Below are 26,220 nucleotides of genomic sequence, written 5' to 3'. Positions count from 1 at the left end.
ATGGCTTACGCCGGGTCAGGCAAGGCCATGTGCAACAAAGGAAACGGCCGGCCTTCGCCGTCCAGCGGCGAACGCCCGGTCTGCACGAAGCCGTAGTGAAGGTAGAACCCCACCGCCTGCGGATTCTGCTCGTTCACGTCGACACTCAAGGTACCGCGCGGGTTGCGGCAGAAGTCCAGCAACGCCCGGCCAATCCCCTGCCCACGCCGATCAGGGTCGACGAAGAGCATCTCCACATGGTGCTGGTTGAGCCCGATGAAGCCGAGCGGCTGGTCCTCGGTGTCGACGGCCAGCCACAGCTCGACGGCATGCAGGTAGACATCGCGCAGCTGCGGCAGCAAGGCGTCGATGTCGGACGCTTGTAAAAAGTGATGTGTGGCGCGCACGGCGCGCAGCCAGATGTCGAGCAGCCGAGGGTGATCGGCAGCGATAGCTTGGCGAATGATCATGAAATCATCCTGATTTTCTGATGACGGATTATCGGTGCGCCTTGGCCAGGCGCCCGTACTCATGTCGGCATCATGTATGCCCGCTTCGCGAATCAACGCCTGGGCGGTGCACGGCAGAACAGCCGGAAAGGAAGGAGGCGCCAATGCTACCCAGCCTGGCCGGCGAGGTAAAGGCACTTACGGCACCGTGGCCTGCTCCTGGGCCGTCGCAGCAAACGACACGTAGTACGCCAGGCCGACGAAGATCGCCCCGCCCACCGCATTGCCGAGGAACACCGCGAGCAGGTTCTCGGCCAGCGCGCCCCAGCTCAGGTAACCGGCAAAAATCGCCGCCGGGATCAGGAACATGTTGGCCACAACGTGCTGGAAGCCGATGGCGACGAAGGCCATGATCGGGAACCAGATGCCGAGGATCTTGCCGCTCATCTCACGGCTGGCAAAAGCCAGCCACACCGCCAGGCACACCAGCCAGTTGCAGCCGATACCCGAGACGAAGGCATGAACGAAGTCGGCGCTGGCCTTGCTGGTGGCGGCGGCCACGGTCTTGGTCAGGTAGGCGCCCTCGGTCAGGCCAAGCAGGTGGCCGAAGAAGTACGCCACGAACAGCGCGCCGAGCAAGTTGGCCAGGGTCACCAGCAACCAGTTGCGTGCCACCGCCGCCAGGCGAATGCGCCCGGCGAACATGGCCAGCGGCAGGCTCATCATGTTGCCGGTAAGCAGTTCGCCGCCCGCCAGGATCACCAGGATCAGGCCAATCGGGAACACAGCAGCACCCAGCAGGTTACCCAGCGAAGCCCATTGCCCGGGAATCATCGCGCTGACATGGATAGCCAGGATAAAGCCCATCGAGATGAATCCACCGGCAAGAAAGCCGAGGATGAGCAGTGCGCGGGTAGGCAAATGGGCTTTCTTGGTACCGGCCTCGATGACGAGTTCGGTGATTCGGGAGGGGGCATTGACAGACATTTCGGAAACTCGAACGCAGGGACGACAGGCATGCCCAGAGGCATGCCGGCAGTCAGGAATTTACGGGTGGCGAAGTGATGCGAGGTGCTTCAGGGGGAAGGCAAAACAGGTGGTCTCTGGCGCTGCAACGAAGAGCCGCGCACGTTACTGAGGCAGAATGTCGCAGTCAAATTGATAGGGTGGATGGCTTGATAGACCGGGTCGATGAGGGGGCTGGCGTGCCCCCCCTTCGGCATCTGACGCCCTCCCTGTGGGAGCGGGCGCGCCCGCGAACACCGGCAGAGCCGGTGCCATCCACCGAGTCGCCTCTTTCGCGGGCTCGCCCGCTCACAGGATACCGACCGCCACCGCAAGCGCTCAACGAGGTTCCGGGTGTTCGCTGGACACCGAGTTGTTGGCATCCACATCCTGCATGTCTTCCTCGACCGGGGCCTCGTCGTCCGCCGGCAGCGGAACTTCGACATCCTCGTTCGTGCGCGCAGTGCCATTCTCCCGCTGCTGCTGTGCGTCCTGATCGGAGCCTGGATTGCCTGGCGGCGGGTTCCAGTCTTCCGGTCGCCTCTGCGACCAGGCTTCACCCACATCCTGCTTTTTCGGGGTATCTGTCGTCATGGTGGGTCTCCGGTCTGCGGTGCAGCGGATCTGCACCTTTAACTCAGAAGAAATGCGAAGGGCTGGAGTGCCAGCGCCTCGACCAGTGGCGCAAAAAGCCAGCGCCTACGACCACTTGCGCAAATCAAGTACACTGGCCGCCGTCACGGAAGCCGACAGGACAAGGAATGCTCCGCTCTTTTACCGCACGATGCGATGTGCGCCGTGCATGGGTACGCTGGCTGCAAGCCGCAGCGCTGATGCACTTACTGATTGGCCTGGGCCTTACCTGGGCCGGCCATAGCGCGTTACTGGGCACATACCAACTGAGCATCGAGCAGGCGTTCTGGGGCCAGGCAGCGCCTGCGCCTGCCCGCGAGCAGCAGGTGTGGTGGCTCGCACTGTTCGGCGCCACCTTGCAAAGCTACTCGCTGTACATGCTCGGCCTGATCCAGCTGGGCGACCGCCTGCGCAGCCACAGCGCCTGGGCCTGGCTGGCATGCGGCATCGTGCTGTGGGCACCGCAGGACATGCTGGTGTCGTTGCAGGCCGGCATGTGGTCGCATCTGGTCATCGATGGCCTGGCCCTGCTCGCCCTGCTGCCACCGTTGCTGTGGCTGTATCGCTGCGACCGCCCCACCACCACTTTGAAAGGACTTGAACGTGGCTGAACTGCCGATCCTCACCTGGGCCCTCAACCTGCTGCTGATCCAAGGACTGCTGGGCGCGCTGGACACTATCTACCACCATGAACTGACCGTTGCCCTGCCCCAGCGCTACAGTGCGCGGCTGGAGCTGGCGATCCACGCAGTGCGCTCGTGCTGCTACGGCATCCTGTTCCTGGGTATCGCCCATGTAGCGTTCCAGGGCGTCTGGGCGATTATCGTGGCGGTGGTCTTCACCCTGGAGATCGGCCTGACCCTGTGGGATTTCGTGGTCGAGGACCGCAGCCGCAAGCTGCCGGCCATCGAGCGCATCATGCACACCGTGCTGGCGATCAACGCCGGCGCCTTCTTCGCGCTGTACGGCCTGCAGTTGCTGCAGTGGTCGAGCCTGCCCAGCGGCCTGGTGGCCATCGACCTCGGCTGGCGCGGCTGGCTGCTGACCCTGTTCGCCCTTGGCGTGACCGCGTCGGGGATTCGTGATGCGCTGGCGACGCTGCGCCTGCACCGCCAGGGGCCGCCGACCAACCCTTTCGCCGGCAGCGCCCACAAGCAGGTGCTGGTCACTGGCGGCACCGGCTTCATCGGCGAAACCCTGGTCAACCAGTTGCTCGATGCCGGTCACAGCGTCAGCGTTCTGGCCCGCGACCCGCTGCGCGCCGCCTACCTGTTCGACGGCCGCGCCCGCTGCCTGCGCAGCCTCGACAAACTCAGCCATGACGAGCGCTTCGACGTGGTCATCAACCTGGCTGGGGCACCCGTCGCCGGGCCACGCTGGACACCGCGCCGCCAGGCGCAGCTGCTGGCCAGCCGGGTCGGCACCACCGAGGCCTTGCTGCGCTGGACGCGACAGGCCCGGCACAAGCCGGCGCTATGGATCCAGGCCTCGGCCATCGGTTACTACGGTGTACGCGACGCTAGCCAGCCACTGGACGAAAGCGCCAGCAAAGGCGACGGCTTCATGGCCGAGCTGTGCGACCGCTGGGAAGCTTCCGCCAGCCCGGCCAGCGCCCTCGGCGTTCGCCAGGTGGTGCTGCGCCTGGGCGTGGTGTTCGGCCCTGGCGGTGCCCTGCCCCCCCTGCTGATGCCTTTCCGCCTGGGCCTGGGTGGGCGCATGGGCGATGGCCGGCAAATCATGAGCTGGGTACACCGTGACGACGTGCTGGCGGTGATGGCGCGCAGCATGGTCGACAGCGAGATGCAGGGCAACTACAACCTGGTCGCCCCCGAGCCGGTCAGCCAGGCCACCTTCGCCCAAGCTGTCGGCCGACTGCTCAAGCGCCCGGTGTGGCTGCATGTTCCGGCCGCACCGGTTCGGGCGCTTGCCGGGGAAATGGCCGAGCTGTTCTTCGACGGCCAGCGCGTGCTGCCGAGCCGCCTGGAGCAGGCCGGCTACCGCTTCCGGTACCCGACCCTGGACAGCGCCTTGCGCGACCTGGCCTGAGGAGCAGCGATGAGCAAGCCCCTGCTGTACCTGCTTGCCGGCAACGGCAGCGCCGCCGACTGGTGGGACGATGCCGTGCCGCACTTCCGGCACTACCGGGTGCAGGCCCTGGAGCTGCCCGGCTTCGGCGACAACTCCGCGCCGCCCTGCGCGGACCTGGACGAGTACGCGCAAGCCCTACTAAGCCTGAGCGAACGCGGACACGCCATCATGGCCGTTGGCGTCAGCGCGCTGATCGTACTGCATGCGCTGCAGCGCAGCCCCGGCCATTTCAGCCGCAGCGTGCTGCTGGCCCCGGTCGGCGCCTTCCTCTGGCAACGCCGCCTGCCCGCGCTGATGTCGCCGCTGCCTCTGCGCAAGGCCATCCACTGGCTGCTCAGCCATAAGCCGCACTGGTTCGCCACTAAGTTTTCCAGCCAGCGCTGGACGCCCGCACAGTACCGGCGCATGGGTGCCGGCTATGCCCGCTGCCGCGCCTTCGTGCCCTCCTGGGCACAACTGCGCGCCGATACCGCGCTGCCGCTACTGGAGTGGGTCACCGCCCCTGTCGAGCTGGTATGGGGCGACCACGACCGCCTGCTGGGGATCGCCCAGGCCGCCGCCTGGTCGGCGATCCTCGCCCGCGCCGACCTGCGCATCAGCCTGCAGCCCGGCTGGGGCCACTACCCGTGGATCGATGCACCAGCCGAATTTGCCGCCTGGCTGGAGTCGGGTACCCAAGGCTTCGTCGCCCATACCAAGGGTGGCCGCCTGCAACTGGCGGCGCTTGCAGGGCAAGCCGTGCCCGAAGCCCTCAGCCTCGACGATAGCAACGACCCGCGCCTGGCCAGGCTGCTTGCCTCGGCCCCGGATGCCCTGTGGGCCGTGCGTTCCTCCAGCTATGCCGAGGACCAGGCCGATGCCGCCAATGCCGGCCTGAGCACCACCTACCTGCGCGTGCCTGGACACGCCGTCGCCGACCGTGTCAGGGCACTGCGTGACGCCGGCGTCGAGGAAGTGGTGGTGCAGCGTTTCATCCAGCCGACGGTGTCCGGCATCGCCTTCGTGCGCCACCTCTCGGTGGAACTGGAGTGGCTCGAAGGCCATCTGGAAGCGCTGGCCGACGGCCAGGCCAGTCCCCGGCGCGCAACGCTGTCGCGCCTGGGCGCTGCCTGGCAAAGCGGCCACTTCGCCAACGTGCATGGCCTGACAGCAAACGCTCTCTGGGACTTCCTGCAAGGCGTGCTGAAAGTGTTCCACTACGTGCCAGGCGATATCGAATGGGCGTGGGACGGCCACCAACTGTGGCTGCTGCAGTATCGCCCGATCAGCGAGCACGGCTGGCGCCGCCACCTGACCTCGGCCAACATCGCCGAAATCCTGCCGCCGCAACCCAGCCGCTTCGTCGAATACGCCCAGCGCCGCGCCGCCGCCAGCATTCCGGCGATCATGGCGCGCTGGGACAGCCGGGTGCTGCAGAACAACGAACCCTTCACCGCCGTGTTTGGCGGTGCCTCCTACATCAACAACGACCTGTTCCTTGCCCGCCTGGCCGACTGGGGCATCTCCGCTGCCAGCTACGCGGGCGAAGTCGGCGGCGCCACCCCCGCCCTGCCCTGGCGCCCGCTGCGCTTGCTGTGCGCTGTGCCGCGCCTGTGGCGCATGCAGCTCGCTGCACGCAGCCACCTGCAAGCCCTGGCCCCGGGCCTGCAACGCTTCGACGCAGAACTGGCGCAACTGCAGGCCGCCGGCGCTGACGGCCAGCAACTGGCAGACTGGTTCAGCCGCTTCTATGTCTTCGTGGTGCAGGGCAACCTGTGCATCGCCACGGCCCTGGCCAGCAGCGGCGGTGCCTGGCTGGGCCAGCCAGCGACCGCCTACAACGATCTGCAGCACAGCCCCCACCGTCTGCCGTGGGAAACCGACCCCGGCACACCGCGGCCGGCGCCGACAGAACTGCCCCTGCAGCCGCTGCCCGCCTGGCCATCCGTCGTAACCTTGGCCCATCGCCTCGGCCTGCCCGGCTTGCGGGGTTACTACCTGCAAGTGCGCGAGTGGTACCGGGACAACCTGATGCGGATCTTCTTCCGCGTGCACCACGCCATGCCTGAGGCTCAGCGTGCCGATTGGTTCGGCCCGCATCCTGACGTGCGCACGCGCGACGGCAGCTTCTGGCAAGACGGCAGCCAGGGCAGCGAACAGGCCACCGGTTTCATGATCTACCCTGGCCAGGTGCAAGGCATCCTGGGCCAGGACATCCTCCTCGAGGACAGCCTCGACCCCGGCCGCCACGCCCACTATCAGGCCGCACGGGCCGTGATTGCGCGCATGGGTGGGCGGTTGTCCCATGGTTCGACCTTGCTGCGCGAACTGCGAAAACCCTCGGCAGTGCTGCCGCAGGTGAGCAGCGAATGGCTGGGGCGCGAAGTGCAGTATCGGGATGGGGAGCTGCGGCTGGTTGAGGGGCAACAAGAATGAACGACAAGGAACGTGTGACAACACTTATGAAAAGGATTGCCAAGTGCCTGGTGCTCACCCTGCCGCTGATGGTGAGTGGCTGCTGGAGTACGCTCACTCACCTCGATGGCGAACGCTGTGTGTATCCAGGCACACGCTTTGGTTGGAACTTTGCCACGCGCAACGGCCCCGGCGGCCTGGTGGGCCTGATCGACGTGCCCTTCTCCCTCGCGCTGGATACAGTGCTACTGCCTTATGACCTGACCGGTTTTCTCCCTGAGGACATGGGTGGAGATCGTCGGGAATGCGATCTGGATGGCTCGTTCAACGTGCTGGTGATGTAGCTCACTGCGCTCTGCACCTAGCGCTTGCCCAGCGCCAGCCGAGCCGCGAACAACATGAATACCAGGCCGGTCGCACGGTCCATCCACTGGATGACCTTGTCCCGTCGCAGCAGGCCCGCCAACGGCCGGGTCGCGCCAATCAGCAGCATCGCCCACAGCAGGCCTAGTACCACGTGAATGCTGACCAGGCCAAAGGTCCAGGCCACCAGAGGCTGGCCCTGGGGAATGAACTGGGGCAGGAACGACACATAGAAGATGCCGACCTTGGGATTGAGCAGGTTGCCCATCAAGCCCTTGAGAAACCAGCTGCCAGCACGCTGGCCATCTTCCCCGGCAGGTGCCAGCGATTGTCGTGGGCGCAAGAGCATGTTGAGGCCAAGCCAGGCCAGGTAGGCAGCCCCACAGTACTTGAGAATGTTGTAGGCAAGCTCCGATACCGCGATCAATGCGCCAAGGCCGAAAGCAACGGCTGCGCCCCACAGCAGGCAGCCAGCGTTGATGCCCAAAGCTGCGCGCACGCCCTCCTTGCGGCCCTCTACCGTAGCGGTCCTGAGAATCAGCGCCGTATCCAGGCCTGGGGTCAGGGTCAGCAGCGTGGCTGCCAGGGTAAATGCAATGAGATTGTCGGCAATCGGCATGCGAATTCGGGCCTTGATTGAACTCGGGCGCAGATTAGCATGGCGTTGGCCTATGATGGTGGCTGGTCCCCGCCTTTCTCAGGACAGCCCATGCCCTACCCCATCGAACAGAAACTCGTCGTCGGCGTCGCCTCCAGCGCCCTGTTCGACCTGACCGTCTCCGATAACATCTACCAGCGCGAGGGCGTCGAAGCGTATCGCCTGCACCAGGAAGAAAACCTCGACGTGCCCTTCCCCAAGGGCGTCGCCTTCCCGTTCATCCGCCGCTTCCTGAGCATCAACAAGGCCTTCCCCGAACAACTGCCGGTGGAAGTGGTGCTGCTCTCGCGCAATTCGCCGGAAACCGGTTTGCGGGTGTTCCGCTCGATCAACCATTACAACCTGGACATCACCCGCGCCGCGTTCATGTCCGGCCGTTCCCCCTACGAATACATCCCGGCGTTCAATGCCTCGCTGTTCCTCAGCGCCCATGAAGGCGACGTGCAGTGTGCAATCGACGCCGACTACCCGGCGGGCCTGGTGCTGCCGACGAAGATCTACGACGACGAGATCGATACCGAGCTGCGAGTGGCCTTCGACTTCGATGGCGTGATTGCCGATGACGAGGCGGAGAGCGTGTACAAGCAGCGCCTGAACCTGGATGAGTTCCAGGCCCATGAGCAAGATCGCAAGGCTATACCGCATCAGCCAGGGCCGCTGGCAGATCTGTACCGCAAGCTTTCATTGATTCGCAAACTCGAAGACCGCAAGTTGGCGCAGGACCCTGCGTACCAGCGCATCCTGCGCATCGCCATCGTCACGGCACGCAATGCGCCGGCCCATGAACGGGTGGTGACGACCCTGAAGAACTGGGGCGTTTCGCCGGATGAGTCGTTCTTCCTTGGCGGGATGGAGAAGGACCGGGTGCTGTCGATCCTCAAGCCGCACATGTTCTTCGACGACCAGCGCAGTCACCTGACTTCAGCGGCGGGGGATCTGCCGATGGTGCATGTGCCCTTCGGTGTGGCGAACAAAGAGAAGCAACAAAATAGTGCCGAACAACTGCCATCGGAGCGTCCAGCCACGCCGCCAGCCCATCTTCGCCCGGCGTGAACCGCGACCATGCACTCACGGCGACTGCCGAGGCATGCACTTCTCGACCAGCGTATCGCGGTTGGCATTATTGGGGAGCGTCTTCAAACGATCGGGCTGACAGTGTTCATCGGAGACCGCGTAGTGGGAGGAATCGTCGCCACAGGCCGCCAGCAAGATAGCGATGGCAATCACAAGAAGGGATTTGCGAATCATCTGCTCACTCACTCCATTGACGGGCGGAGGTTTGGCAAAAGGAAAGACGCCTGCCAAAAGCGTAGCGCGTCACAGGGCGAGTTCAATGCCAGACTGCTACTCAATTCACTCGCGTGAGGTGCCGCATGAGCCTGATACCCAACTTCAATGGCCAGGCCAATGTCCTGGTAGCCGGCGCAAGCCGTGGCATCGGCCTGGCGCTGTGTACGGCCTTGCTGGGGCGTGACGAGGTGGCCAGGCTATGGGCGGTCTCGCGCAACGCCAAGGGCAGCGACGACCTCGCCGCACTCGCCAGGCAATACGGCGAGCGCCTGGTGCTGATGGATTGCGACGCGCGTGACGAGCGAGCACTCGCGGCGCTGGCAGCAGAACTCGGGCGTACCTGCGAGCACCTGCACCTGGTCATCAGCACCTTGGGCATCCTCCATCAGGACGGCGCCAAGGCAGAGAAATCACTGGCACAGCTGGACCTGGCCGCCCTGCAGGCAAGCTTCGCGAGCAATGCTTTCGCACCGATCCTGCTGCTCAAGCACCTGCTGCCCTTGCTGCGCAAGGCGCCCTCCACCTTTGCCGCGCTGTCAGCCAGGGTGGGGTCGATCGGCGATAACCGCCTGGGTGGCTGGTACAGCTATCGAGCCAGCAAGGCCGCGCTAAACCAGTTGCTGCACACGGCGAGCATCGAACTGAGGCGCCTGAATCCGGCCTCCACCGTGCTGGCGTTGCATCCCGGGACCACGGACACAGCGCTGTCGCGGCCGTTTCAAGGGAATGTGCCAGCGGGCAAGCTGTTTGACCCTGCTTTCGCCGCGCAGTGTGTCATCGAGCAGGTCGGACGGTTGGGGCCTGCGGACAGCGGAGGGTTCTGGGCGTGGGATGGACGAGCCATTGAATGGTGATAGCCCCAGCGCCTAGCCCTCGCCAACCTCATCCATGAAATCTGCAAGAAATGCTTCAAGCCGCGCATGGCGTTCGGCAGCCAGTCGAGCGCCTTCACCGGTTGTGAAACCGGAGGCGAGTTTCAGCAGTTTGGTGTGGAAGTGCTCGATCGCATACACCGTATCCCGGTACTCCCTGCCCTGCGCAACGGGATTCTCGAAATCGTACAACCCAGACCCCATTCGCCCAGCCGTGTAAAAACACCGGGCAATGCCTACCGCACCCAAAGCGTCCAGCCGATCGCTGTCCCGAAGGATCCTGGCCTCAAGCGTCTGCGGCGCGAAACCTGCCGAATAGCTGTGGGTTTTGACGGCATGCGCCACCTGCTCGACGCGCTGCGAAGGCCAGCCCAGATCAGCCAGGATTGACGCCGCCTTGTCCGCCGACAGCGACGACGCCTGGTCACGCAGTGGCGAGTTCTTTTCTACCGCGACACAGTCATGCAGCACCGTCGCTGCAAGCAGCACTTGCAGATCACCGCCTTCCACCCGCTGTATCCGCTGCACGTTGACCCAAACGCGATGGATATGGGACAGGTCGTGGGAGCCATCTTGCTGGCTCGCTGGCAGGTATTTCAGCAACTCGGCGGCGAGATGCTGGAACGGGGTAAACACTTCACCAGTCATCTCAGTTTCTCCATCGGCTGATAGACCAGCCCGGCGAACTCGCCCACTTCCCCGGCCAAAACGAAACCGTAGCGCTGGTATGCAGGCACGGAGCTCAACGAAGCCCTGACGGTCAGGACCTGGCTCCTTACGTGCGCCAGGACCTCATTCATCAGGCGCGCCCCCACACCCCGGCGTTGCCATGCAGGCGCCACGAACAGCATCGCTACATGACGGCCTTGCTTGAGCTCAACCAGGCCACAGAGGTTGCCATCCACTTCGCAGACCAGGATCAGGTTATCGCCTTGCATGCGTTCGGCGAACGCTTGCTCGGCAGCAACCTTGGCGAACGTCTCCACCCCCTGCTCGGACAGCGAGGGTGCCACCGCCAGCGTGAATGCCTCCAGGCACAGGGCGCTGGCGATGGGTAAATCGGCGCAGGTCAGCTTGCGTATGTGCATGTCAAAAAAGTTATCCATAACCACCGTGCCTTCACGTGACATTCCATGGCAGACAGCCGAACCTTATCCGAACAACGTGTGCACAGCCATCTGACCATCCGCTTTCGACACATTGACCTGTCATCCACCTGAACCATACTGGCTCAGGTGCTGGCACCTGCCCCTTCCACACCCAGACGATCGAGACCTGTTCATGGCCCGCCTGTTCAACCCATCGCCAGGCCTGCGTGAGGTAGCGCCCAACCGCTGGGACTGGATCCTTCTGCCACTGGTGCTGGTGGTCCTGGTGCTGGCCGCCTACGGCGCCATGCAGATGAGCCGGCCGTTCGTGGTCGGCGAGGCGCTGCCGATTGCCCTCGACCCGGTCAACCTGCCCTACTACCTGATGCGCACCATCCTGCGGATGTTCATCGCGCTGGGTTTCTCGCTGCTGTTTGCCTTTGTCTTCGCTGCGCTGGCGGCCAAGTATCGCGCCGCCGAAAAAGCCATGATCCCGCTACTGGACGTACTCCAGTCGGTACCCATCCTGGGTTTCCAGGCCATCGCCATCGCGCCGTTCATCGCGCTGTTCCCGGGCAACCTGCTGGGGGTGGAATGCGCGGCGATCTTTGCCATCTTCACCTCCCAGGCGTGGAACATGGCGCTGAGCCTGTACCAGTCGTTGCGCACCGTGCCGCCGGAGCTGAACGAGGCTGCGCGGATCTTCCGTCTCTCGGCCTGGCAGCGCTTCTGGCGCCTGGAGCTGCCATTCGCGATGCCTGGCCTGCTGTGGAACATGATGATGTCGATGTCGGGTGGCTGGTTCTTCCTGGTCGCTGCCGAGGCCATCTCGGTGGCTGGGCAGGACATCAAGTTGCCCGGCATCGGCTCCTATATCGCCGTGGCCATCGACCAGCGCAACCTCGGTGCCATCGCCTGGGCCATCGGTGCGATGCTCACCGGCATCCTGCTCTACGACCAGCTGTTCTTCCGCCCGCTGCTGGCCTGGGCTGACCGCTTCCGCTTCGAAGACACCCAAGGCGACACCGCGCAACGCTCCTGGGTGCTTGACTGGGGGCGCCGCAGCCGCTGGCTGAGCGCCTTCAGTGCGCAACTGGCCAAGGGCGTGCAGAGAACCATGGGCTGGTTCGCCCAGCGCCACGACGGCACCGTGGCGCGGCGCCCGTGGCTGCGCCTGCCGGCCTGGTGGCCGCGCGCCTGGGACATCCTCCTGGTGCTGGCCTGCGCCTTTGCCTTTTTCCGCCTGGGGCTGTTCGTGCACCAGGACGTCGGCTGGGGCGAAGCCCTGCACGTGCTCGGCCTGGGCCTGATCACGCTGTGCCGGGTGATGCTGCTGATTGGCCTGGCCTCGCTGGTATGGGTGCCGCTGTCGATCTGGATCGGCCTGCGCCCGCGCTACTCGCAGAAGGTGCAGGCGCTGGCGCAGTTCCTCGCCGCCTTCCCGGTCAACCTGCTGTTCCCGCTGGTCGTCCTGCTGCTGGTGCATTTCCAGCTCAGCCCGAACATCTGGCTGAGCCCACTGATGGTGTTCGGCACCCAGTGGTACATCCTGTTCAACGTGGTGGCGGGGGCTGCGGCCATTCCCTATGAACTACGCCTGGCCGCCGACAACCTTGGCCTGCGCGGCTGGCTGAAATGGAAGCGCGTATACCTGCCAGCGGTGTTTCCCAGCTTCGTCACCGGCGCCATCACGGCCAGTGGCGGTTCGTGGAACGCCAGTATCGTCGCCGAGTACGTCAGCTGGGGCGACACTTCGCTGGTGGCCGACGGCTTGGGCAGCTACATCAAGCAGATGACCGATGCCGGCGACTTCCACCGCATTGCCCTGGGCATCGGCGTGATGTGCATCTATGTGATGCTGCTGAACCGCTTGTTCTGGCGCCGCCTGTACCTGCGCGCCGAAAGCCGTCGTTGAGGACCTGCCATGAAACAACCACCGCTGATCCAGCTCAAGGGCGTGAGCAAGGCCTTCCGGGCCGCCGACGGCACGCCGCGAACCATCCTCGAAGGCGTCGACTTGCAGCTGCGCGAGCGTGAAATCGTCGCCCTGCTCGGCCGCTCCGGTTCGGGCAAGTCGACCCTGCTGCGGATCATCGCCGGCCTGATCGGTGCCGACCGCGGCACCGTCACCTACCGCGGTCAGCCGATCCACGGCCCGCTGGGCGGTGTGGCCATGGTCTTCCAGACCTTCGCGCTGTTCCCCTGGCTGACCGTGCAGCAGAACGTCGAACTCGGCCTGGAGGCCCAAGGTGTGAGCCCGGCCGAACGCGAGCGCCTGGCCGACGCCGCGCTTGAACTGATCGGCCTGTCAGGCTTCGGCGGCGCCCTGCCACGCGAACTGTCCGGCGGCATGCGCCAGCGCGTGGGCATCGCCCGTGCCCTGGTGATGAACCCCGAAGTGCTGCTGATGGACGAGGCCTTCTCGGCACTTGACGTGCTCACCGGCGAAACCCTGCGCGACGATATGCTCGAGCTCTGGGAGGAACACCGCATCACCACCCGCAGCATTCTGGTGGTGTCGCACAATATCGAGGAGACGGTGATGATGGCCGACCGCATCCTCATCCTCTCCAGCGACCCGGGCCGGGTGCGCTCGGAACTGCACATCGACCTGCCGCGCCCGCGCAACGCTGACTCAGAAGAGGTCCGCGCGCTGATCGACGAGGTCTATGCGCTGATGACCCAGCGCCCCGAGGCCATCGCTGCCGCAGGCGCGCCACCGGCCGTGGAGCTCGGCTACCGGCTGCCCGACGCCGATATTGCACGGATGGAGAGCGTGCTCGAACTGATCGCCGGCGAACCGTTCAACGGCGAGGCCGACCTGCCGCACCTGGCCGAGGAAACCGAGCTGCCCGACGAAGTTCTGTTCCCGATCTACGAGGCACTCGGCCTGCTCGGCTTCGCCCAGGTGGTCGAGGGCGACATACGCCTCACACGCCACGGCCGCAATTACGTGACCGCCCGCCAGGCGCGGCGCCAGGACCTGTTCGCACGCCAGTGCAAGGGCCGCGTGTCGCTGATCGGCTACATCCTCGACAGCCTGCACCTGGAGCCTGCCGGCCTGCAGGAAAAAACCGTGCTCGACCGCCTGACGGAGTACATGGACGCCGAGGAAGCCGAGCGTGTGCTCAAGGTGGCCATCGAGTGGGGGCGCTATGCCGAGCTTTATGAGTACGACTTCCACACGCGCCGCCTGACCCTGGCCCGGGAAATCATCGATGAGCAGTGACTGTGCTGGCCGCTGGTCAGCGGTTTGCCAGAGACCCTGCTTTGCTGTCATAACCTGAGCGCTGCACAGCGCCTCACCACGCCAGCCGTATCCCGGCTGGCCCACTCAATGGGAGAAGACCATGAAGCTCTTTTACTCGCCGGGTGCCTGTTCACTCTCGCCGCATATCGTCCTCAACGAACTGGACCTGCCCTACACCGTCGAAAAGGTCGACCTCAAGACCCATACCACGGCCAGCGGCGCGGATTTCTACACGCTCAACGCCAAAGGCTATGTGCCAGCCCTGCAGCTGGATAACGGCGAGGTCCTCACCGAGGGCCCGGCCATCATCCAGTACCTTGCCGAGCACAAGCCCCAGGCCAACCTGCTACCGCCTGCTGGCACGCTGGAGCGCGCGCGGGTGCAGGAATGGCTGAACTTCATCGGTACCGAGCTGCACAAGACCCTCGCCGCGTTGTTCAACCCGAGCATCAGCCCGGAGGCCAAGAGCAAGACCATCGAAACCTTCGGCAAACGCCTGGGGTTCGTCGACAAGGCGTTGCAGGGCAAGGATTACCTGACCGGTAACGCTTTCAGCGTGGCCGATGCCTACCTGTTCACCATCGTCAACTGGGCGCCGATGCTGAAAATCGACCTCTCGCCCTGGCCAACGGTGGTGCAGTTCCAGCAGCGCGTCGCCAACCGCCCGGCCGTGCAGAAAACCCTGAAAGCCGAAGGCTTGATCTGACCCGCACCAGGTTCGAGCGGCCAGCCCTTCGCAGGCCTGCGCCGCTCGCCTGGCTGGCAAGGCTATCCCAGGACGATGTAGTCGTTGCGCTGCACGATCCCGGCATGCGGCCCTTCAACCAGGTGCACATAGCGGCCGCCCACTTCATCAATGGGCAAGCAGTCGTCAACGTCCAGCACCGCATCGGTGTGGGCCTGCGCCCAATGTGACAGGATCTGCCGCTTGCCTTTTGCCTTGGCCTCGCGTTTGTCCCTGGCCACGACCAACAGATAATGATGCGCTTCGCCGAACGTCTGCGACTCGTAGCCCCCCAGGTTGATGAAGTAAAGGCGCGGTGCATCGGGTAATGGCGCCAAGCTGCTCAATTCCACCCGCCAGCCCTCGACGCCATCGACAGCCATCCAGGCGTCGATATGCATGCCTTTAAGGCTGCCGAACCAACTGTCACGCAGTTGCGGGTAGGCTTGTTCAAGCGTATCGGCCACCACGAAAGCGACATCGTGCACCTCGATTCTTGCCCGAGGGTGTTTACCGCCAAGCAGCACTACGAAAAGCATTCATTACCCCTGTCATCGGCTTCTGCTCAGGATCGGCATCTGCAAATACCTTGTCATGTGAGGTAAGCCCAACACTGGCGAACCATCGACACGTCGATAGCATGGAGGTTATCAGGGTTTGTGCAGTAGTACTGGAAGGTCAAGGCTGCGCGTTGGCTTCTTCGCGGGCGCCCGCTGCCACCCGGATTGCTGTTCGGTTCAATGCCATGGCACGCATGATCAGCGCCAGGAACATGACGATGAAGGGTAGGTACAACGCCGGTAGCAGCACCGCATACGCCAGCGGAAACAGCGCCAGCAGCCCTCCGCCACCCAGCACCAGCCAGGTTTCGTTCGCGTCCCAGATGGGCAAGATCGACACCGCCATGGCGCGTCGTCGCCCGGCGCTGCGGGTCAGCCCCAAGAGAATACCGACGCCCAGATCCGTACCGTCGAGCAGCACGTAGCTGAGCACCGAAAACGCGAGAGCGGCAGCTGAAAGCAAAACGATCACGTCACCTTCGAGCATGGGCGCACCTCATGACCTGTCGATTTCATCCGCAAGGGTCGGCTGCGGTTCTGGCTCCCCTGCCTTGGCAGGATGACGCAGGATGCGCAGCAATACCCACAAGCCGATGCCGAACACCACCAGATAAAAAACCAGAATCACGCCGGTAGCGCCGACGGCCTGCTCCCTGGATACAGGCGATACACTGTCAGCCGTTCGCAGCACGTTGTAGACCGTAAAGGGTTGGCGGCCAACCTCGGTGACCACCCAGCCACTGATCATGGCGATGAAACCGGCCGGCGCCATCAGCACGCAGCAACGGTGCATCCAGCGCGCCGTGTACAAGCGCTGTCGATGGCGCAATACCAGGCTGGTGATGCCGAGGACGATCATCAGCAGCCCCAGGCCCACCATCAGGCGAAAGGCCCAGAACACAATCGCGACAGGCGGGATGTCCTGCGGCGCGAATTCCGTGAGCGGGGTGATCGAACTGCTCAGGTCATGGCGCAGATACAGCGATGCTACGCGTGGAATCGCCAACTCGAAATGATTGCGCCGCTCGGCCATGTCGGGTAGTGCAAACAACCGCAGCGGTTCACCTGCGCCAGGTGCAGGGCGCACCCATGCGCCCTCCATCGCAGCCACCTTCTGTGGCTGGAACCGCAGCGTGTTCTCGCCATGCAGATCGCCTGCCACAAGCTGAACAGGTGCGAGTACGGCAAGGGTCCACATCGCCATGCTGAACTGTAGCCTGGCATGACGGTTGGAGGGCTCGCGCAACAACTGCCATGCACTCGCGCCAGCGATGAGCAAGGCGGTGGCCAGGAAGGTGGCCAGCATCATATGGGCGAAGCGATAAGGGAAAGACGGGTTGAAAATGATCGCCCACCAATCCTGCGCGATAAACCGCCCATCCGGGCCAATGCCGAAACCGCGCGGTGTGTGCATCCAGGCGTTTGCCGACAGGATCCAGAACGCACTGATGATGGAGCCGACAGCCACCGCGCAGGTGGCAAAAAAATGCAGCTTGGGTCCCACCTTTTTCATGCCGAACAGCATGATCCCGAGGAAACCTGCCTCCAGGAAAAACGCCGCCATCACCTCGTAGAACATCAGCGGCCCGAGGATTTCCCCTGCCTGGGTGGAAAGCCGTGACCAGTTGAGACCCAACTGGTATTCGAGGATGAGGCCTGACGCCGTACCGATCGCGACGTTGAGCGCGAACAGCTTCAGCCAGTACCGGTAGATATCCAGATAGACCTGCTGCCGGCGCCACAGCCACAGCGCCTCCAGCACCAGCAGGAAATTCGCCAGACCAATGCTGAACGCCGCCAGCACGATATGAAAGCTGATGGTCACGGCGAACTGGGCCCGTGCGGCCATCAGCCCCCATTCGACACTCTCCATAGGGCTCCCTCTGCTCGACGACCCGCTACACGACCTGGTCAGTTGCGGGCACGGCATGCTCGAGATCATCGGCATCTGGCTGCGCAGCGATCAAGATCACGGGCACCGATTTCGCGGCCGGTACCTTGCTGCGTCTGGCGTGGTGCCATAGCGGGACGAGCGCATTGGACTCCGGGTAGTAAGACGCAGCGCACCCTTCCGGGATGTCGTAGGCGATGATCTGGAAAGGCCCTGCCTCACGCCGCACAGCCGGTTCAATGGCCGTGCGCAAGCGCACCCAGCCGCCCGGCACGAAGCCCAGGCGTACGATATCGTTGCGGTTGAGGAACACCACTTTGCGCGTGCCCTTCACGCCCCTGAAGCGATCATCGTAGCCGTACACCGTTGTGTTGAACTGGTCATTGCTGCGCAGCGTCATCAGTTGCAGGACATTGCGGCCCGCCTCCCCGGTCAGGACATCATCATCCTCGTCCAGCGATGCGGGCGTAATGAACCGGGCCTTGCCCGACGGCGTGGCCCATTGGCGCTGCGCCGCACCCAAGGGCCGATGAAACCCACCGGGCTCCCACATGCGTGTTTCAAAGTCATGGAAGATGTCCGGATAGACTTCGCTGATGGCCTGGCGAACGCGTGCGTAGTCCTGGCTCCAGTGCAGCCAGGGTATGGCGACGGCGTCGCCCAGCGTGGCGTCGGCCAAGGCGGCGACAATCGCCAGTTCCGAGCGCAACTGCTCCCCTGCCGGTTCTGCAGTGCCACGCCAGGCGTGAACGCAACCGGTACTGTCTTCAGTGGTGTACGTCTGCTCGATGCCACCCTGGCGGTCGATTTCGATCCTGCCCAGGCAGGGCAGCAGCCAGGTGTGTTCAGCGGGTACCAGGTGCGTGCGATTGAGCTTGGTGGCGATCTGCACGCTCAGACCAAGCCCCGCCCACGCAGGCTCCATTCGACTTGTGTCGGGCACCGCGCGCAGAAAGTTGCCGCCAAGCCCGATGAACCCCTTCACACTGCCATTGAGAATGCCCTCGCAGGCCTCGACCGTGGTCAGGCCTTTGTGCTCAGGGACCTTGAAGCCGAACAGTGCCTCGATCTTGTCCTTGGGCACCTTTGCCGGGTCTTCGGTGATCCCTACGGTGCGCTGGCCCTGCACATTGGAGTGCCCCCTAACCGGGCAGATACCGGCTCCCGGCTTGCCGATATTGCCGCGCAACAACAGCAAGTTGACCAGCATTTGCACGTTACCTACGCCGTGCCGGTGTTGGGTCATGCCCATGCCATAGACGATCATCACCTTCTCGCTGCGCGCATACACCGTGGCGGCGGCCTCCATCGCGCTGCGGCTCAGGCCGGACCGGTGCTCCAGCTCAGCCCATGCATAGCCCCGCACCTGTTCCATGAAGTCGACCAGGCCCTCGGTATGTTGCGCGAGGAAAGCGTGATCCAGCACTGGCGGCTCGCCGTTGATTTTCGACCGGTCCTCCATCTCCAGCAGGGCCTTGGCAATGCCCATGACGGCAGCGGTGTCGCCGCCGATGGCGACCTGGTGATATTGGGTGCTGATGGCCGTGGATTTCGGACCGAGCATTTCAGTGGGGGACTGGGGATTGACGAAGCGCTCCAGTCCCCGCTCCCGGATCGGGTTGAAGGTAATGATCGGAACGTTGCGCTTGCGCACCTCTTGAAGCGGATGAAGCATGCGTGGGCTGTTGCTGCCGACGTTCTGCCCGAAGAAAAAGATGCAATCGGTGTGTTCGAAATCGGCCAGTGTGACCGTGCCCACCGGCACGCCAATGCTTTCCTGCAAGCCCACCGACGTGCTTTCGTGGCACATGTTGGAACTGTCGGGAAGGTTGTTGGTGCCATAGGCACGGGCAAACAGCTGGTAGATGAATGATGTCTCGAGCGATGCGCGCCCTGACGCATAGAACACCACCTCGTCGGGGCTCAGCGCACGCAGTTGCGTGGCGATTGCCTCGGTAGCCTCCCCCCAGGTCGTCACCACATACCGATCGGTGTGCTTGTCATACCGCAGCGGATGGGTAAGACGGCCGTGCTGCTCCAGCTGGTAATCCGTCCAGCCACGCAATTCGCTGAGCGAATGCGCCGTGAAGAACTCGGGTGAGCTGCGCAACGCGGTCAATTCCCACGCCGTCGCCTTGGCGCCGTTTTCGCAAAATCCCAACGCGTGGGGATCGCCAGGCTTGGCCCATGCACAACTGACACAGGCGAAACCTTTGGGCTTGTTCTGTTTGGTCAACGCACGCGTGCCGTTGATCAGGGTCTGCTCGCGCCAGAGGATGTTCAGCACCGAATGGGCAGACCCCCAGCCTCCCGACGCAGAGGTATAAGGTCGAAAATGCGAAGTGCCGTGGATCATCCTCATGCCGACCTCGTCTCGTTATATGTATCTAAACGTTACGAGTACGACGCCTACCTTAAGTTCGGCGCTGCTGCCCGGTGGAATCCGCTTCTGCCCATGCCCCATTCGTCGATTGAACTGAGCGCGGCGCCGCTGAACGCTCTCCCAACAGATACCTATCACTGGATGCGAGGTACTGATCATGGCAAGTGCGAAAGAAAACCTGCTCGACTGGCTGCGTGACGCCCATGCAATGGAGCAACAGGCCGAGAGCATGCTAAAGGGACAGGCAGAGCGGCTGGAACATTACCCCGAGCTCAAAGGCCGCATCGTCAAACACATCGAAGAGACTCAAGGGCAGCAGCGCGTGCTGGTCGAATGCATCGAGCGCCTGGGCGGCAGCACCTCGACCTTGAAGGATCTGGCGGGCAAGCTCATGGCGTTCGGGCAGGCGGTCGGCGGGATGACCATGAGCGATGAAGTGGTCAAAGGGGCGATGGCAGGCTATGTGTTCGAAAACCTGGAGATTGCCTCCTACACGGTGCTCATAGAAGCCGCCGAAGCGGCCGGCGACAGCGCGACGGCGCAAGCCTGTCGTTCGATCCTCAAGGAAGAAGTCGCCATGGCCGAATGGCTCAAGGCGCATCTGCCGGAAGTAACCCGCGCATTCCTGGCCCGCTCGGCCGACCCTGATGCAGAAGCCAAGCGCTGAATACGCATCCCGCGCCGGACGAACTCCGGCGCGGGCATTTCTCATTGCTGCCCACTGTTCACTTTGCCGAGTTCCGCTCCGGTCAGAGGTTGCGCATCCGGGGCCGACTGGGTACGCAGCTTCATGGCTGCGAGGGTGTCTGCGCCGCGTTCATCTAGCTGGACACTGGCCGAGCCATCGCCACCATCCACAGCGGGACGCGGCTCATCGACGTAAATCCAGTCCTGCCCTTCATTCCAGGCCCCACGCATCTCCCCGCCCTGGGACAGGTTGAAATACGTGCGATTGAGCTCAGGGTCGCCGGGCAACTTGCCTTGCGGGAAGTTTGGCTGGATAGCGTGCAGTGCTTTTTCGAACGACATCTGGTGGGCGATCTCGCGGCTCATCAAGAAGCCCAGGGCATCCTTGATGCCGGGATCATCGGTGACATTGATCAGCCGTTCATAGACGATCTTGGCGCGCGCCTCGGCGGCAATGTTCGAGCGCAAGTCGGCCGTCGGTTCGCCAATGGTGTCGATATAGGCCGCGCTCCAAGGTACCCCGGCGGAATTGACCAACGGGGCACCGGCACCGTATAGCAGGCTGGTGACATGGGAGTCATTGCCGGCGCCGGTCAGCGAGCGGTACAGCTCGCCCTCGGCCTCCACGCCTTCGGCCAGGCTGCCCTTGGCGCCTTTGTTGAGCATCACCACAATCGAGCCGATGATCTCCAGGTGGCTGAGCTCTTCGGTGGCAATGTCGTAGAGCATGTCCTTGCGTCCTGCGTCATCCTCACTGACCGCCTGGGTGAAGTAGCGCATCGCGGCGGCCAGTTCGCCCTGCGGCCCGCCGAACTGTTCAAGGAGCAGATTAGCCAGGCCGGGGTTGGGTTGTGCCACGCGCACGGTGTATTGCAATCGCTTGTTATGCATGAACATAAGCAGGTCCTCATCAGTGCGCCGAGGGCAGCTGGGCTGCCCCCTGCACTTTCATGGATGATCAGCGGTTGTCATCACTCTTGCGACCGCCGCCGTGGCTGTGCTGGCCACCTACACGGCCGGCTTCGGAAGCCTTTTCGCGGTCATTGGCGAAATTGCCCCCTGACGCCTGGCCACCTTTATGGCCCGCTTCGGAGGCACGCTCAGGGTCGTTCTTGAAATTGCCTCCCGAGGCCTGCCCCCCTTTGTGGCCTGCTTCAGAGGCGCGTTCCGGATCGTTCTTGAAGTTGCCGCCTGACGCCTGGCCGCCTTTGTGCCCGGCTTCGGAAGCCTTTTCCCGGTCGTTGGCGAAATTGCCAGGATTGGTGTTTGCGTTGCCGCCTTGATTACCGCGGTTGTCCTGATTGCTAGCCATGATTGACACCTCATGTCGGTAGGTACACACAGGAAGATCTGTGTTTATCAGTGACCGGTACCAAGCGCCGCATCGTGCATTGAATTTCGAAAAGGCGGACGAAACGCGCTAATCAACGCACGCCTCTATTTTTGGCAAAAGGCTGCTGGTGCTTGGGTATTCGCAGTGCCGATAAAGGCGACTCTCAATGCCATGGCCACGACCAACTGCGGCATTACAGCCGACCATCAACCGGGGTGAACGGATGCGACTGCGCCACGATCAACCAGAAGGTTCGCGCCACTATCTATCTGCAAAGGGACATTCGACATGGCCAGCTACCTGTACTTGATCAGCTACATCCTCGACAACCAACCCGGCACGTGCGAGTTGCGCAGTGAGCAGGAAGACCTCAGTCGCGAAGCTGCCCGCGATTATCTGCAGGGCCTGCACCGCAACGAGGCGTCATCCTTCACTGATGTTCAGGTTCAGCGTCTTGAACATGACCATGAGCCCGGCACATCGCCAAGGCATTACCAGCAGCCGTGACGGGCTACCGGCACGGCCGTGATGTCCGAACGGATAGCTACGTTGAGATAGCTTCGTTGAGATAGCTTCGTTGTGACGTCGGTCTGAGCCAGGCTCACGCTGTTGTCCGTTGCGGACCGCCAGCCGTCGAGCCTGCCAGATACTCCACCAGCGTCGCAGCGCACGCCGAAATACCCTCCACCGGCACCATCTCGAAACCGTGGGTGTTTTCAGTGGGAATAGCGATGCAACCCGCCTGGGCATCAATGCCCGTGCTCAGCACCGCACTGGCGTCGGAGGCAAAATCCACCAGCAGTGCCGACTGCGGCGCATAACCTGCTCGCCGGCTGGCGGCGATCAACGCCTGAACGACGGTGCGGCTGTAGTAGCCCTTCTGGTCGCCGGTATTGATGATCGGGTTGACCGAGAGCTGCGTACCGTATTCTTCCAGCACCGGCCCCACCTCGACCGCGATGGTGGTTTCGCCTGGCAGCCTGGAAGCCGCGTACAGGGCGCCGGCATTGGACTCCTCCTCCAGGGTGGTCAGGACGAACCAGACGTCTTGCCGCAGCTGTTGCCTTCTCTGGTGCAGCAGCCGTGCGCAGTGGATCACCGCCGTCAACGGCGCCCGGTCATCGAGGAAATGAGCCGCGATACAGTCATTGACCCGGAAGGGTTTGCGCCAATGCTGGCTGAGCACCACACGCGTGCCAGGCCGCACGCCTGCTTGCTCCAGCTCGGCTTTTGAGGTGCGGGTAACGACGTAGACATCCTTCCACTGAACATTGCCTGCCAGCACATCTCGCCCGTTCGAAGTACGACCGCTGTTATGCATCGAGCCGTAAGACAGAACACCTGGCAGGGTCTTTTCATCGCCCAGGATATCGACAGGACAGACGCCAAAACTGATGGGCTGCGCCCCGCCCAGGGCCAGGACTTCCAAGGTGCCGTCAGCACGAACGTTCTTGACGATCATGGCGATCTCATCAAGGTGAGCCATGACCCGGATGGCTGCATCAGGGTCACAGGCACGAGACGCTCGAACGACCCCGATCACATTCCCGGCCCTGTCGACATAGGCCTCGTCGCACACGTCTTCCAACGCTCGCAGGCAGATGGCCCGAACTTCATCTTCCTGGCCGCCCGGGCCACGGGCGTTCAGCAACTCAGTCAGCAACGCTTCAATGTCCAACGGTCATCCTCCTCTGCTGATCGCTAGCGGTTGACCTGAACGTCGTACGCCACGTTCAGTTGCGTCCTGCCAGCGTGGCGAGCCAACGGGGATGACCAGTTTTTGAACTGACAAAGGCCGGGACGCTGATAAAACAGATTGCAGATACTGGCTGCCCAGGCTCTGCGGCGCGATTAACTCCAACTCGGGTCCTTTCATGCATTTCGTCCGGCAACGGCGAATTAGCGGGAGCATTGCCCCCTGCCGAAGCGTCGGAGTTGAACACAGACTTTCCTGTGTGCCACATGAGGTGAAAGATCATGGCTAACAATCAAAGCAACCGTGGGCATCAAGGCGGTACCGCACAGAACAACCCAGGCAATTTTGCCAATGACCGGGAGAAAGCATCCGAGGCAGGCCGCAAGGGCGGCCAGGCTTCCGGCGGCAACTTTGCCAACGACCGCGAACGCGCATCGGAGGCTGGCCGTAAAGGCGGACAGAACAGCCACGGCGGCGGTCGCAACAGCTAAGGGCATCGGCCTTTGCTGAATGTGCCGGGGCGAGGCATCGCCCCGGCATTTTTTTGCACCGCGCTCAGAGCGATTGGCCATCGTCGCCGATGTCTTCCTCAGCCTCTGCGGCATCGGTGGCATCGGCGTCATTCAGCGGCGGTGAAGTGGGTTTTTCCGGATCGTTGATGAAAGGCACACCACTTGGGCCGTGCTCTTCGAGCCCTTCAGTCTTGGGTTGCATGGCAAAGCCTCCAGGTCGGCATGGTGGGGATGAAACTCAGCGCTTCTGTCGCCCGTGGCCACGCGCCGTTTTCTGAGCAGTGGAGTCATGCGATGTACCGGTCGAGCCATCGGGCCGACGGGCATCGTTATCCCGCTCCTGTTCGCCACTAACCTTTGTTTGCGCGCCTGGCTGCTGCGGTTGGGCTTGTTTGGTCATGTCGCACTCCTCGTTTTTACTCATTACAAAAGGGAAGCCGGCGTGAGGCGCAAAGTTCAGGCGAGGTATGGGAACGGCGGATAAACGAACTTGGCGCGCAATCGGTATGTCCCACACAGAACACGAGCTCTCGCAGGCATGCCGATGGAAAGACAACCGATCGAGGGGATGCAATACGGTGCGCCTCAGCGGGACGAAGGGGGCTGGCTACCCCTGGAAGAATACGGCGCGCTGGGCGATGGACGCTCCGTTGCACTCATCGGCCTGGACGGCTCCATCGACTGGTGGTGCGTCCCCCATATGGACTCCCCGCCCCTGTTCGACAAGCTGCTGGCCCCGCAAACGGGCGGCTACTTCTCGATTACCCCCAGCGCGCCGTTCGTTGCCGAGCGCCGCTACCTGCCCGACAGCAATGTGCTCGAAACCACCTTCATCACCGATGAGGGTCGCGCCCGCCTTACCGAGTCCCTGAACAGCGGCCCTGCCGGCCGGTTGCCCTGGGCCGAACTGGCCAGGCGCATCGAAGGCATCGAAGGGCAGATGGACTTGCACATCGCCATCGATTTCGGCACCCAGGCCGATACGGTCAGCCCCTACCTGGCACCGAATGACAACGCATGCGTGTTCCATGCAGGCCGCATACTCGGCATGTTCCTGCATGATCACCAGGTACAGGTCAAGCGCAAGGACGACCTGGGCGTGCGGGCCTCGCTCAGCGTTGCCGCGGGGCAGCGCACAGTGGTCGCGATCATCGCCGGGCGTGATGAGCCACTGGTAGTACCGCCATTAGCCTTGATCGATGAACGCATCGATGGCTCGCACCGGGAGTGGTGCCAATGGTCCAGGAGCCTGGTCTACGATGGCCCGTACAAACCGCTGGTCGTGCGCAACGCGCTGGCACTCAAGCTGCTGCTGTCCTCGCCCAGTGGCTCGATCATGGCGGCAGCCACCTCATCGCTTCCTGAACGCATCGGTGGCAACAAGAACTACGACTACCGGTTCGCCTGGATCCGTGATGCCGGCTACACCATCGAAGCGTTTCTGAGCATCGGTGCGCAGCCAGAAGCCAAGGCCGCCTTCAGCTGGTTGCTGCGTCGGCTGGATGAACACGGGCCACGGGTGTTCTATACCCTGGACGGGGCAATCGGTGCTTGCGTGCGCCCGGTCGACCTCCCCGGCTACAAGCACTCGCCGCCCGTGGTCGGCAACGATGCCCGTGACCAGCTGCAACATGGCGTATTCGGCGATATTTTCGAAACTGCCCGCTGCTTCATCGACTGCGGCAACATTCTCGACTCGCCCAGCGCCATGATCCTGTCGGCACTGGCCGACCAGTGCGCCGACGGCTGGAGACAGCAAGACGCCGGTATCTGGGAACTGCCGGACAAGCAGCATTACACGATGTCCAAGATCAGCTGCTGGCAAGCCTTGAGCCGGGCCATCGAGCTGGCCGATGGCGGCCACCTGCCCACCACCTGCCGGGAACGCTGGGATCGCGAGCGGCAACGCGTTCAGGCATGGATTGAAGCCCACTGCTGGAGCGAGGCACATCAGGCGTACCTGTTCTACCCAGGCAGTGATCGGCTGGACGCTTCGCTGGCACTGGCGGTGCGCTTCGGTTACCCCAGCGTGGAACGGCTACGCAGCACCCTGGAGGCGGTACAGGAGGAGTTGGGTGCCGGCCCATTCCACTACCGCTACAGCCAGGCCAAGGAGGAGGAAGGTTGTTTTCTGGCCTGCACGTTCTGGGTGATCGAGGCCTGGGCCATCCTCGGCCAGCAAGCGCGAGCCGAGGCGGCCTATGGCAAAGCGTTGGGCGCACTGTCGCAGGGGGTGGGCATCTACTCGGAGATGGTCGACCCAAAGAATGGACAGTACCTAGGCAACCTGCCGCAGGGCCTGAGCCACCTGGCCGCGCTGCGGGCAGCGTTGGCCATCGGTGGCTATCGCCCTGAACGATGATGC

At 63.3% G+C, this 26,220-nt stretch carries 29 protein-coding genes; 13 read left to right on the top strand and 16 right to left on the bottom strand.

Annotated features, from left to right (window positions below; all coding sequences use genetic code 11):
- Positions 1-5: 5 nt before the first annotated feature.
- The 3 genes from ACTORR_RS25750 to ACTORR_RS25740 all read right to left on the bottom strand — a co-directional run bounded on the left by ACTORR_RS25750 (position 6) and on the right by ACTORR_RS25740 (position 2,027).
- The gene (locus ACTORR_RS25750; RefSeq protein ID WP_313365423.1) at positions 6-449 is read right to left on the bottom strand and encodes an acetyltransferase; all 444 of its coding nucleotides are present in this window, start codon (positions 447-449) and stop codon (positions 6-8) included.
- Between the two features lie 177 nt (positions 450-626).
- Positions 627-1,415, bottom strand: coding sequence for a formate/nitrite transporter family protein (locus tag ACTORR_RS25745; protein WP_054883303.1), 789 nt, complete (start codon positions 1,413-1,415; stop codon positions 627-629).
- A gap of 357 nt (positions 1,416-1,772) precedes the next feature.
- Entirely contained in the window at positions 1,773-2,027 is a 255-nt protein-coding gene (locus ACTORR_RS25740) for a hypothetical protein (RefSeq protein ID WP_099814547.1), read from the bottom strand.
- 167 nt (positions 2,028-2,194) lie between these two features.
- On the opposite strand from ACTORR_RS25740, the gene ACTORR_RS25735 reads away from it, so the two are divergent.
- From ACTORR_RS25735 to ACTORR_RS25720, 4 genes are read left to right on the top strand one after another with little or no spacing between them, the layout of a single operon-like run.
- The gene (locus tag ACTORR_RS25735) at positions 2,195-2,677 is read left to right on the top strand and encodes a cell division protein (protein ID WP_099814546.1); all 483 of its coding nucleotides are present in this window, start codon (positions 2,195-2,197) and stop codon (positions 2,675-2,677) included.
- A complete protein-coding gene (locus ACTORR_RS25730) occupies positions 2,670-4,112 on the top strand; it encodes a TIGR01777 family oxidoreductase (protein ID WP_099814545.1) in 1,443 nt (480 codons plus the stop codon). The genes ACTORR_RS25735 and ACTORR_RS25730 overlap by 8 nt, the downstream gene beginning before the upstream one ends.
- A gap of 9 nt (positions 4,113-4,121) precedes the next feature.
- On the top strand, positions 4,122-6,569 hold the full coding sequence (locus tag ACTORR_RS25725) for an alpha/beta fold hydrolase (RefSeq protein WP_313365421.1): 2,448 nt from the start codon (positions 4,122-4,124) through the stop codon (positions 6,567-6,569).
- Entirely contained in the window at positions 6,566-6,892 is a 327-nt protein-coding gene (locus ACTORR_RS25720; protein WP_249341955.1) for a YceK/YidQ family lipoprotein, read from the top strand. The genes ACTORR_RS25725 and ACTORR_RS25720 overlap by 4 nt, the downstream gene beginning before the upstream one ends.
- 17 nt (positions 6,893-6,909) lie before the next feature.
- On the opposite strand, the gene ACTORR_RS25715 is transcribed toward ACTORR_RS25720, so the two are convergent.
- Positions 6,910-7,530, bottom strand: coding sequence for a LysE family translocator (locus ACTORR_RS25715; protein ID WP_054883309.1), 621 nt, complete (start codon positions 7,528-7,530; stop codon positions 6,910-6,912).
- Between the two features lie 90 nt (positions 7,531-7,620).
- Between ACTORR_RS25715 and ACTORR_RS25710 the strand changes: the two genes are divergently transcribed.
- Positions 7,621-8,622: a 5'-nucleotidase gene (locus tag ACTORR_RS25710; RefSeq protein WP_313365420.1), complete on the top strand. Its 1,002-nt coding sequence runs from the start codon at positions 7,621-7,623 to the stop codon at positions 8,620-8,622.
- 15 nt (positions 8,623-8,637) lie between these two features.
- Here ACTORR_RS25710 and trbK read toward each other — a convergent pair whose 3' ends face one another.
- The gene (gene trbK / locus ACTORR_RS25705; RefSeq protein ID WP_054883311.1) at positions 8,638-8,817 is read right to left on the bottom strand and encodes an entry exclusion lipoprotein TrbK; all 180 of its coding nucleotides are present in this window, start codon (positions 8,815-8,817) and stop codon (positions 8,638-8,640) included.
- 125 nt (positions 8,818-8,942) lie between these two features.
- Here trbK and ACTORR_RS25700 point away from each other — a divergent pair, with 125 nt between their 5' ends.
- Complete coding sequence (locus tag ACTORR_RS25700) at positions 8,943-9,713, top strand: SDR family NAD(P)-dependent oxidoreductase (RefSeq protein ID WP_054883312.1); 771 nt, start codon at positions 8,943-8,945, stop codon at positions 9,711-9,713.
- Positions 9,714-9,725: 12 nt separating this feature from the next.
- Here the strand turns inward: ACTORR_RS25700 and ACTORR_RS25695 are convergent, their stop codons facing one another.
- Positions 9,726-10,379, bottom strand: a complete 654-nt coding sequence (locus tag ACTORR_RS25695; RefSeq protein WP_441344020.1) for an HD domain-containing protein — start codon at positions 10,377-10,379, stop codon at positions 9,726-9,728.
- Positions 10,376-10,819, bottom strand: a complete 444-nt coding sequence (locus ACTORR_RS25690) for a GNAT family N-acetyltransferase (protein ID WP_441344134.1) — start codon at positions 10,817-10,819, stop codon at positions 10,376-10,378. Before ACTORR_RS25690 ends, ACTORR_RS25695 begins: the two co-directional genes overlap by 4 nt.
- A 193-nt stretch (positions 10,820-11,012) precedes the next feature.
- On the opposite strand from ACTORR_RS25690, the gene ACTORR_RS25685 reads away from it, so the two are divergent.
- The 3 genes from ACTORR_RS25685 (at position 11,013) to gstA (ending at position 14,775) form a co-directional block, all read left to right on the top strand.
- Positions 11,013-12,734 (top strand): ABC transporter permease, encoded by a 1,722-nt coding sequence (locus ACTORR_RS25685; protein ID WP_313364241.1) that lies wholly within the window; start codon positions 11,013-11,015, stop codon positions 12,732-12,734.
- Positions 12,735-12,743: 9 nt separating this feature from the next.
- Positions 12,744-14,048, top strand: coding sequence for an ABC transporter ATP-binding protein (locus ACTORR_RS25680; RefSeq protein WP_313364242.1), 1,305 nt, complete (start codon positions 12,744-12,746; stop codon positions 14,046-14,048).
- Between the two features lie 121 nt (positions 14,049-14,169).
- Positions 14,170-14,775 (top strand): glutathione transferase GstA, encoded by a 606-nt coding sequence (gstA, locus tag ACTORR_RS25675; RefSeq protein ID WP_054883315.1) that lies wholly within the window; start codon positions 14,170-14,172, stop codon positions 14,773-14,775.
- A 62-nt stretch (positions 14,776-14,837) separates the two neighbouring features.
- Here the strand turns inward: gstA and ACTORR_RS25670 are convergent, their stop codons facing one another.
- The 4 genes from ACTORR_RS25670 to ACTORR_RS25655 form a co-directional block, all read right to left on the bottom strand.
- Positions 14,838-15,332 (bottom strand): DUF1543 domain-containing protein, encoded by a 495-nt coding sequence (locus ACTORR_RS25670; protein ID WP_054883316.1) that lies wholly within the window; start codon positions 15,330-15,332, stop codon positions 14,838-14,840.
- A 139-nt stretch (positions 15,333-15,471) separates the two neighbouring features.
- Positions 15,472-15,840 (bottom strand): cytochrome d ubiquinol oxidase subunit II, encoded by a 369-nt coding sequence (locus tag ACTORR_RS25665; protein WP_313364243.1) that lies wholly within the window; start codon positions 15,838-15,840, stop codon positions 15,472-15,474.
- A gap of 9 nt (positions 15,841-15,849) precedes the next feature.
- Positions 15,850-17,226, bottom strand: coding sequence for a cytochrome ubiquinol oxidase subunit I (locus tag ACTORR_RS25660; RefSeq protein WP_313364244.1), 1,377 nt, complete (start codon positions 17,224-17,226; stop codon positions 15,850-15,852).
- 25 nt (positions 17,227-17,251) lie between these two features.
- A complete protein-coding gene (locus tag ACTORR_RS25655) occupies positions 17,252-19,606 on the bottom strand; it encodes an FdhF/YdeP family oxidoreductase (RefSeq protein ID WP_441344019.1) in 2,355 nt (784 codons plus the stop codon).
- A 178-nt stretch (positions 19,607-19,784) separates the two neighbouring features.
- Here ACTORR_RS25655 and ACTORR_RS25650 point away from each other — a divergent pair, with 178 nt between their 5' ends.
- Positions 19,785-20,294 carry a ferritin-like domain-containing protein gene (locus ACTORR_RS25650; protein WP_054883320.1) on the top strand — a complete coding sequence of 170 codons (510 nt, stop codon included), beginning with the start codon at positions 19,785-19,787 and terminating at the stop codon, positions 20,292-20,294.
- 41 nt (positions 20,295-20,335) lie between these two features.
- On the opposite strand, the gene ACTORR_RS25645 is transcribed toward ACTORR_RS25650, so the two are convergent.
- Together ACTORR_RS25645 and ACTORR_RS25640 are read right to left on the bottom strand one after the other, a co-directional pair.
- Positions 20,336-21,211 (bottom strand): manganese catalase family protein, encoded by an 876-nt coding sequence (locus tag ACTORR_RS25645; protein ID WP_313364246.1) that lies wholly within the window; start codon positions 21,209-21,211, stop codon positions 20,336-20,338.
- Between the two features lie 61 nt (positions 21,212-21,272).
- A complete protein-coding gene (locus ACTORR_RS25640) occupies positions 21,273-21,626 on the bottom strand; it encodes a general stress protein (protein WP_054883322.1) in 354 nt (117 codons plus the stop codon).
- Positions 21,627-21,935: 309 nt separating this feature from the next.
- Here ACTORR_RS25640 and ACTORR_RS25635 point away from each other — a divergent pair, with 309 nt between their 5' ends.
- Positions 21,936-22,154 carry a hypothetical protein gene (locus tag ACTORR_RS25635; RefSeq protein ID WP_313364247.1) on the top strand — a complete coding sequence of 73 codons (219 nt, stop codon included), beginning with the start codon at positions 21,936-21,938 and terminating at the stop codon, positions 22,152-22,154.
- 94 nt (positions 22,155-22,248) lie between these two features.
- On the opposite strand, the gene ACTORR_RS25630 is transcribed toward ACTORR_RS25635, so the two are convergent.
- Entirely contained in the window at positions 22,249-23,325 is a 1,077-nt protein-coding gene (locus ACTORR_RS25630; RefSeq protein ID WP_313364248.1) for a M28 family peptidase, read from the bottom strand.
- Positions 23,326-23,624: 299 nt separating this feature from the next.
- Between ACTORR_RS25630 and ACTORR_RS25625 the strand changes: the two genes are divergently transcribed.
- On the top strand, positions 23,625-23,834 hold the full coding sequence (locus ACTORR_RS25625) for a general stress protein (RefSeq protein ID WP_054883325.1): 210 nt from the start codon (positions 23,625-23,627) through the stop codon (positions 23,832-23,834).
- A 64-nt stretch (positions 23,835-23,898) separates the two neighbouring features.
- On the opposite strand, the gene ACTORR_RS25620 is transcribed toward ACTORR_RS25625, so the two are convergent.
- Entirely contained in the window at positions 23,899-24,057 is a 159-nt protein-coding gene (locus tag ACTORR_RS25620) for a hypothetical protein (RefSeq protein WP_178075564.1), read from the bottom strand.
- A gap of 36 nt (positions 24,058-24,093) precedes the next feature.
- Positions 24,094-24,255, bottom strand: coding sequence for a hypothetical protein (locus tag ACTORR_RS25615; protein ID WP_313364249.1), 162 nt, complete (start codon positions 24,253-24,255; stop codon positions 24,094-24,096).
- Between the two features lie 168 nt (positions 24,256-24,423).
- On the opposite strand from ACTORR_RS25615, the gene ACTORR_RS25610 reads away from it, so the two are divergent.
- Positions 24,424-26,217, top strand: coding sequence for a glycoside hydrolase family 15 protein (locus tag ACTORR_RS25610; protein WP_313364275.1), 1,794 nt, complete (start codon positions 24,424-24,426; stop codon positions 26,215-26,217).
- Positions 26,218-26,220: the final 3 nt, after the last annotated feature.

It is taken from the genome of Pseudomonas sp. SAR267, from assembly GCF_052077595.1.
Lineage (GTDB): Bacteria > Pseudomonadota > Gammaproteobacteria > Pseudomonadales > Pseudomonadaceae > Aquipseudomonas > Aquipseudomonas vlassakiae.
This window is presented reverse-complemented; position numbering and strand designations above follow the sequence as displayed.

Excerpts from the sequence above, each read along its gene's own strand:
- ACTORR_RS25625 (WP_054883325.1), top strand. The coding sequence starts at position 23,625 with ATGGCTAACAATCAAAGCAACCGTGGGCATCAAGGCGGTACCGCACAG.
- ACTORR_RS25620 (WP_178075564.1), bottom strand. The coding sequence starts at position 24,057 with ATGCAACCCAAGACTGAAGGGCTCGAAGAGCACGGCCCAAGTGGTGTG.
- ACTORR_RS25720 (WP_249341955.1), top strand. The coding sequence starts at position 6,566 with ATGAACGACAAGGAACGTGTGACAACACTTATGAAAAGGATTGCCAAG.
- ACTORR_RS25750 (WP_313365423.1), bottom strand. The coding sequence starts at position 449 with ATGATCATTCGCCAAGCTATCGCTGCCGATCACCCTCGGCTGCTCGAC.
- ACTORR_RS25660 (WP_313364244.1), bottom strand. The coding sequence starts at position 17,226 with ATGGAGAGTGTCGAATGGGGGCTGATGGCCGCACGGGCCCAGTTCGCC.
- ACTORR_RS25640 (WP_054883322.1), bottom strand. The coding sequence starts at position 21,626 with ATGGCTAGCAATCAGGACAACCGCGGTAATCAAGGCGGCAACGCAAAC.
- ACTORR_RS25635 (WP_313364247.1), top strand. The coding sequence starts at position 21,936 with ATGGCCAGCTACCTGTACTTGATCAGCTACATCCTCGACAACCAACCC.
- ACTORR_RS25680 (WP_313364242.1), top strand. The coding sequence starts at position 12,744 with ATGAAACAACCACCGCTGATCCAGCTCAAGGGCGTGAGCAAGGCCTTC.
- ACTORR_RS25745 (WP_054883303.1), bottom strand. The coding sequence starts at position 1,415 with ATGTCTGTCAATGCCCCCTCCCGAATCACCGAACTCGTCATCGAGGCC.
- ACTORR_RS25695 (WP_441344020.1), bottom strand. The coding sequence starts at position 10,379 with ATGACTGGTGAAGTGTTTACCCCGTTCCAGCATCTCGCCGCCGAGTTG.
- ACTORR_RS25670 (WP_054883316.1), bottom strand. The coding sequence starts at position 15,332 with ATGCTTTTCGTAGTGCTGCTTGGCGGTAAACACCCTCGGGCAAGAATC.
- ACTORR_RS25735 (WP_099814546.1), top strand. The coding sequence starts at position 2,195 with ATGCTCCGCTCTTTTACCGCACGATGCGATGTGCGCCGTGCATGGGTA.
- ACTORR_RS25710 (WP_313365420.1), top strand. The coding sequence starts at position 7,621 with ATGCCCTACCCCATCGAACAGAAACTCGTCGTCGGCGTCGCCTCCAGC.
- ACTORR_RS25690 (WP_441344134.1), bottom strand. The coding sequence starts at position 10,819 with ATGCACATACGCAAGCTGACCTGCGCCGATTTACCCATCGCCAGCGCC.
- ACTORR_RS25700 (WP_054883312.1), top strand. The coding sequence starts at position 8,943 with ATGAGCCTGATACCCAACTTCAATGGCCAGGCCAATGTCCTGGTAGCC.
- ACTORR_RS25615 (WP_313364249.1), bottom strand. The coding sequence starts at position 24,255 with ATGACCAAACAAGCCCAACCGCAGCAGCCAGGCGCGCAAACAAAGGTT.
- ACTORR_RS25655 (WP_441344019.1), bottom strand. The coding sequence starts at position 19,606 with ATGAGGATGATCCACGGCACTTCGCATTTTCGACCTTATACCTCTGCG.
- ACTORR_RS25685 (WP_313364241.1), top strand. The coding sequence starts at position 11,013 with ATGGCCCGCCTGTTCAACCCATCGCCAGGCCTGCGTGAGGTAGCGCCC.
- trbK (WP_054883311.1), bottom strand. The coding sequence starts at position 8,817 with ATGATTCGCAAATCCCTTCTTGTGATTGCCATCGCTATCTTGCTGGCG.
- gstA (WP_054883315.1), top strand. The coding sequence starts at position 14,170 with ATGAAGCTCTTTTACTCGCCGGGTGCCTGTTCACTCTCGCCGCATATC.
- ACTORR_RS25725 (WP_313365421.1), top strand. The coding sequence starts at position 4,122 with ATGAGCAAGCCCCTGCTGTACCTGCTTGCCGGCAACGGCAGCGCCGCC.
- ACTORR_RS25665 (WP_313364243.1), bottom strand. The coding sequence starts at position 15,840 with ATGCTCGAAGGTGACGTGATCGTTTTGCTTTCAGCTGCCGCTCTCGCG.
- ACTORR_RS25715 (WP_054883309.1), bottom strand. The coding sequence starts at position 7,530 with ATGCCGATTGCCGACAATCTCATTGCATTTACCCTGGCAGCCACGCTG.
- ACTORR_RS25610 (WP_313364275.1), top strand. The coding sequence starts at position 24,424 with ATGCAATACGGTGCGCCTCAGCGGGACGAAGGGGGCTGGCTACCCCTG.
- ACTORR_RS25645 (WP_313364246.1), bottom strand. The coding sequence starts at position 21,211 with ATGTTCATGCATAACAAGCGATTGCAATACACCGTGCGCGTGGCACAA.
- ACTORR_RS25650 (WP_054883320.1), top strand. The coding sequence starts at position 19,785 with ATGGCAAGTGCGAAAGAAAACCTGCTCGACTGGCTGCGTGACGCCCAT.
- ACTORR_RS25740 (WP_099814547.1), bottom strand. The coding sequence starts at position 2,027 with ATGACGACAGATACCCCGAAAAAGCAGGATGTGGGTGAAGCCTGGTCG.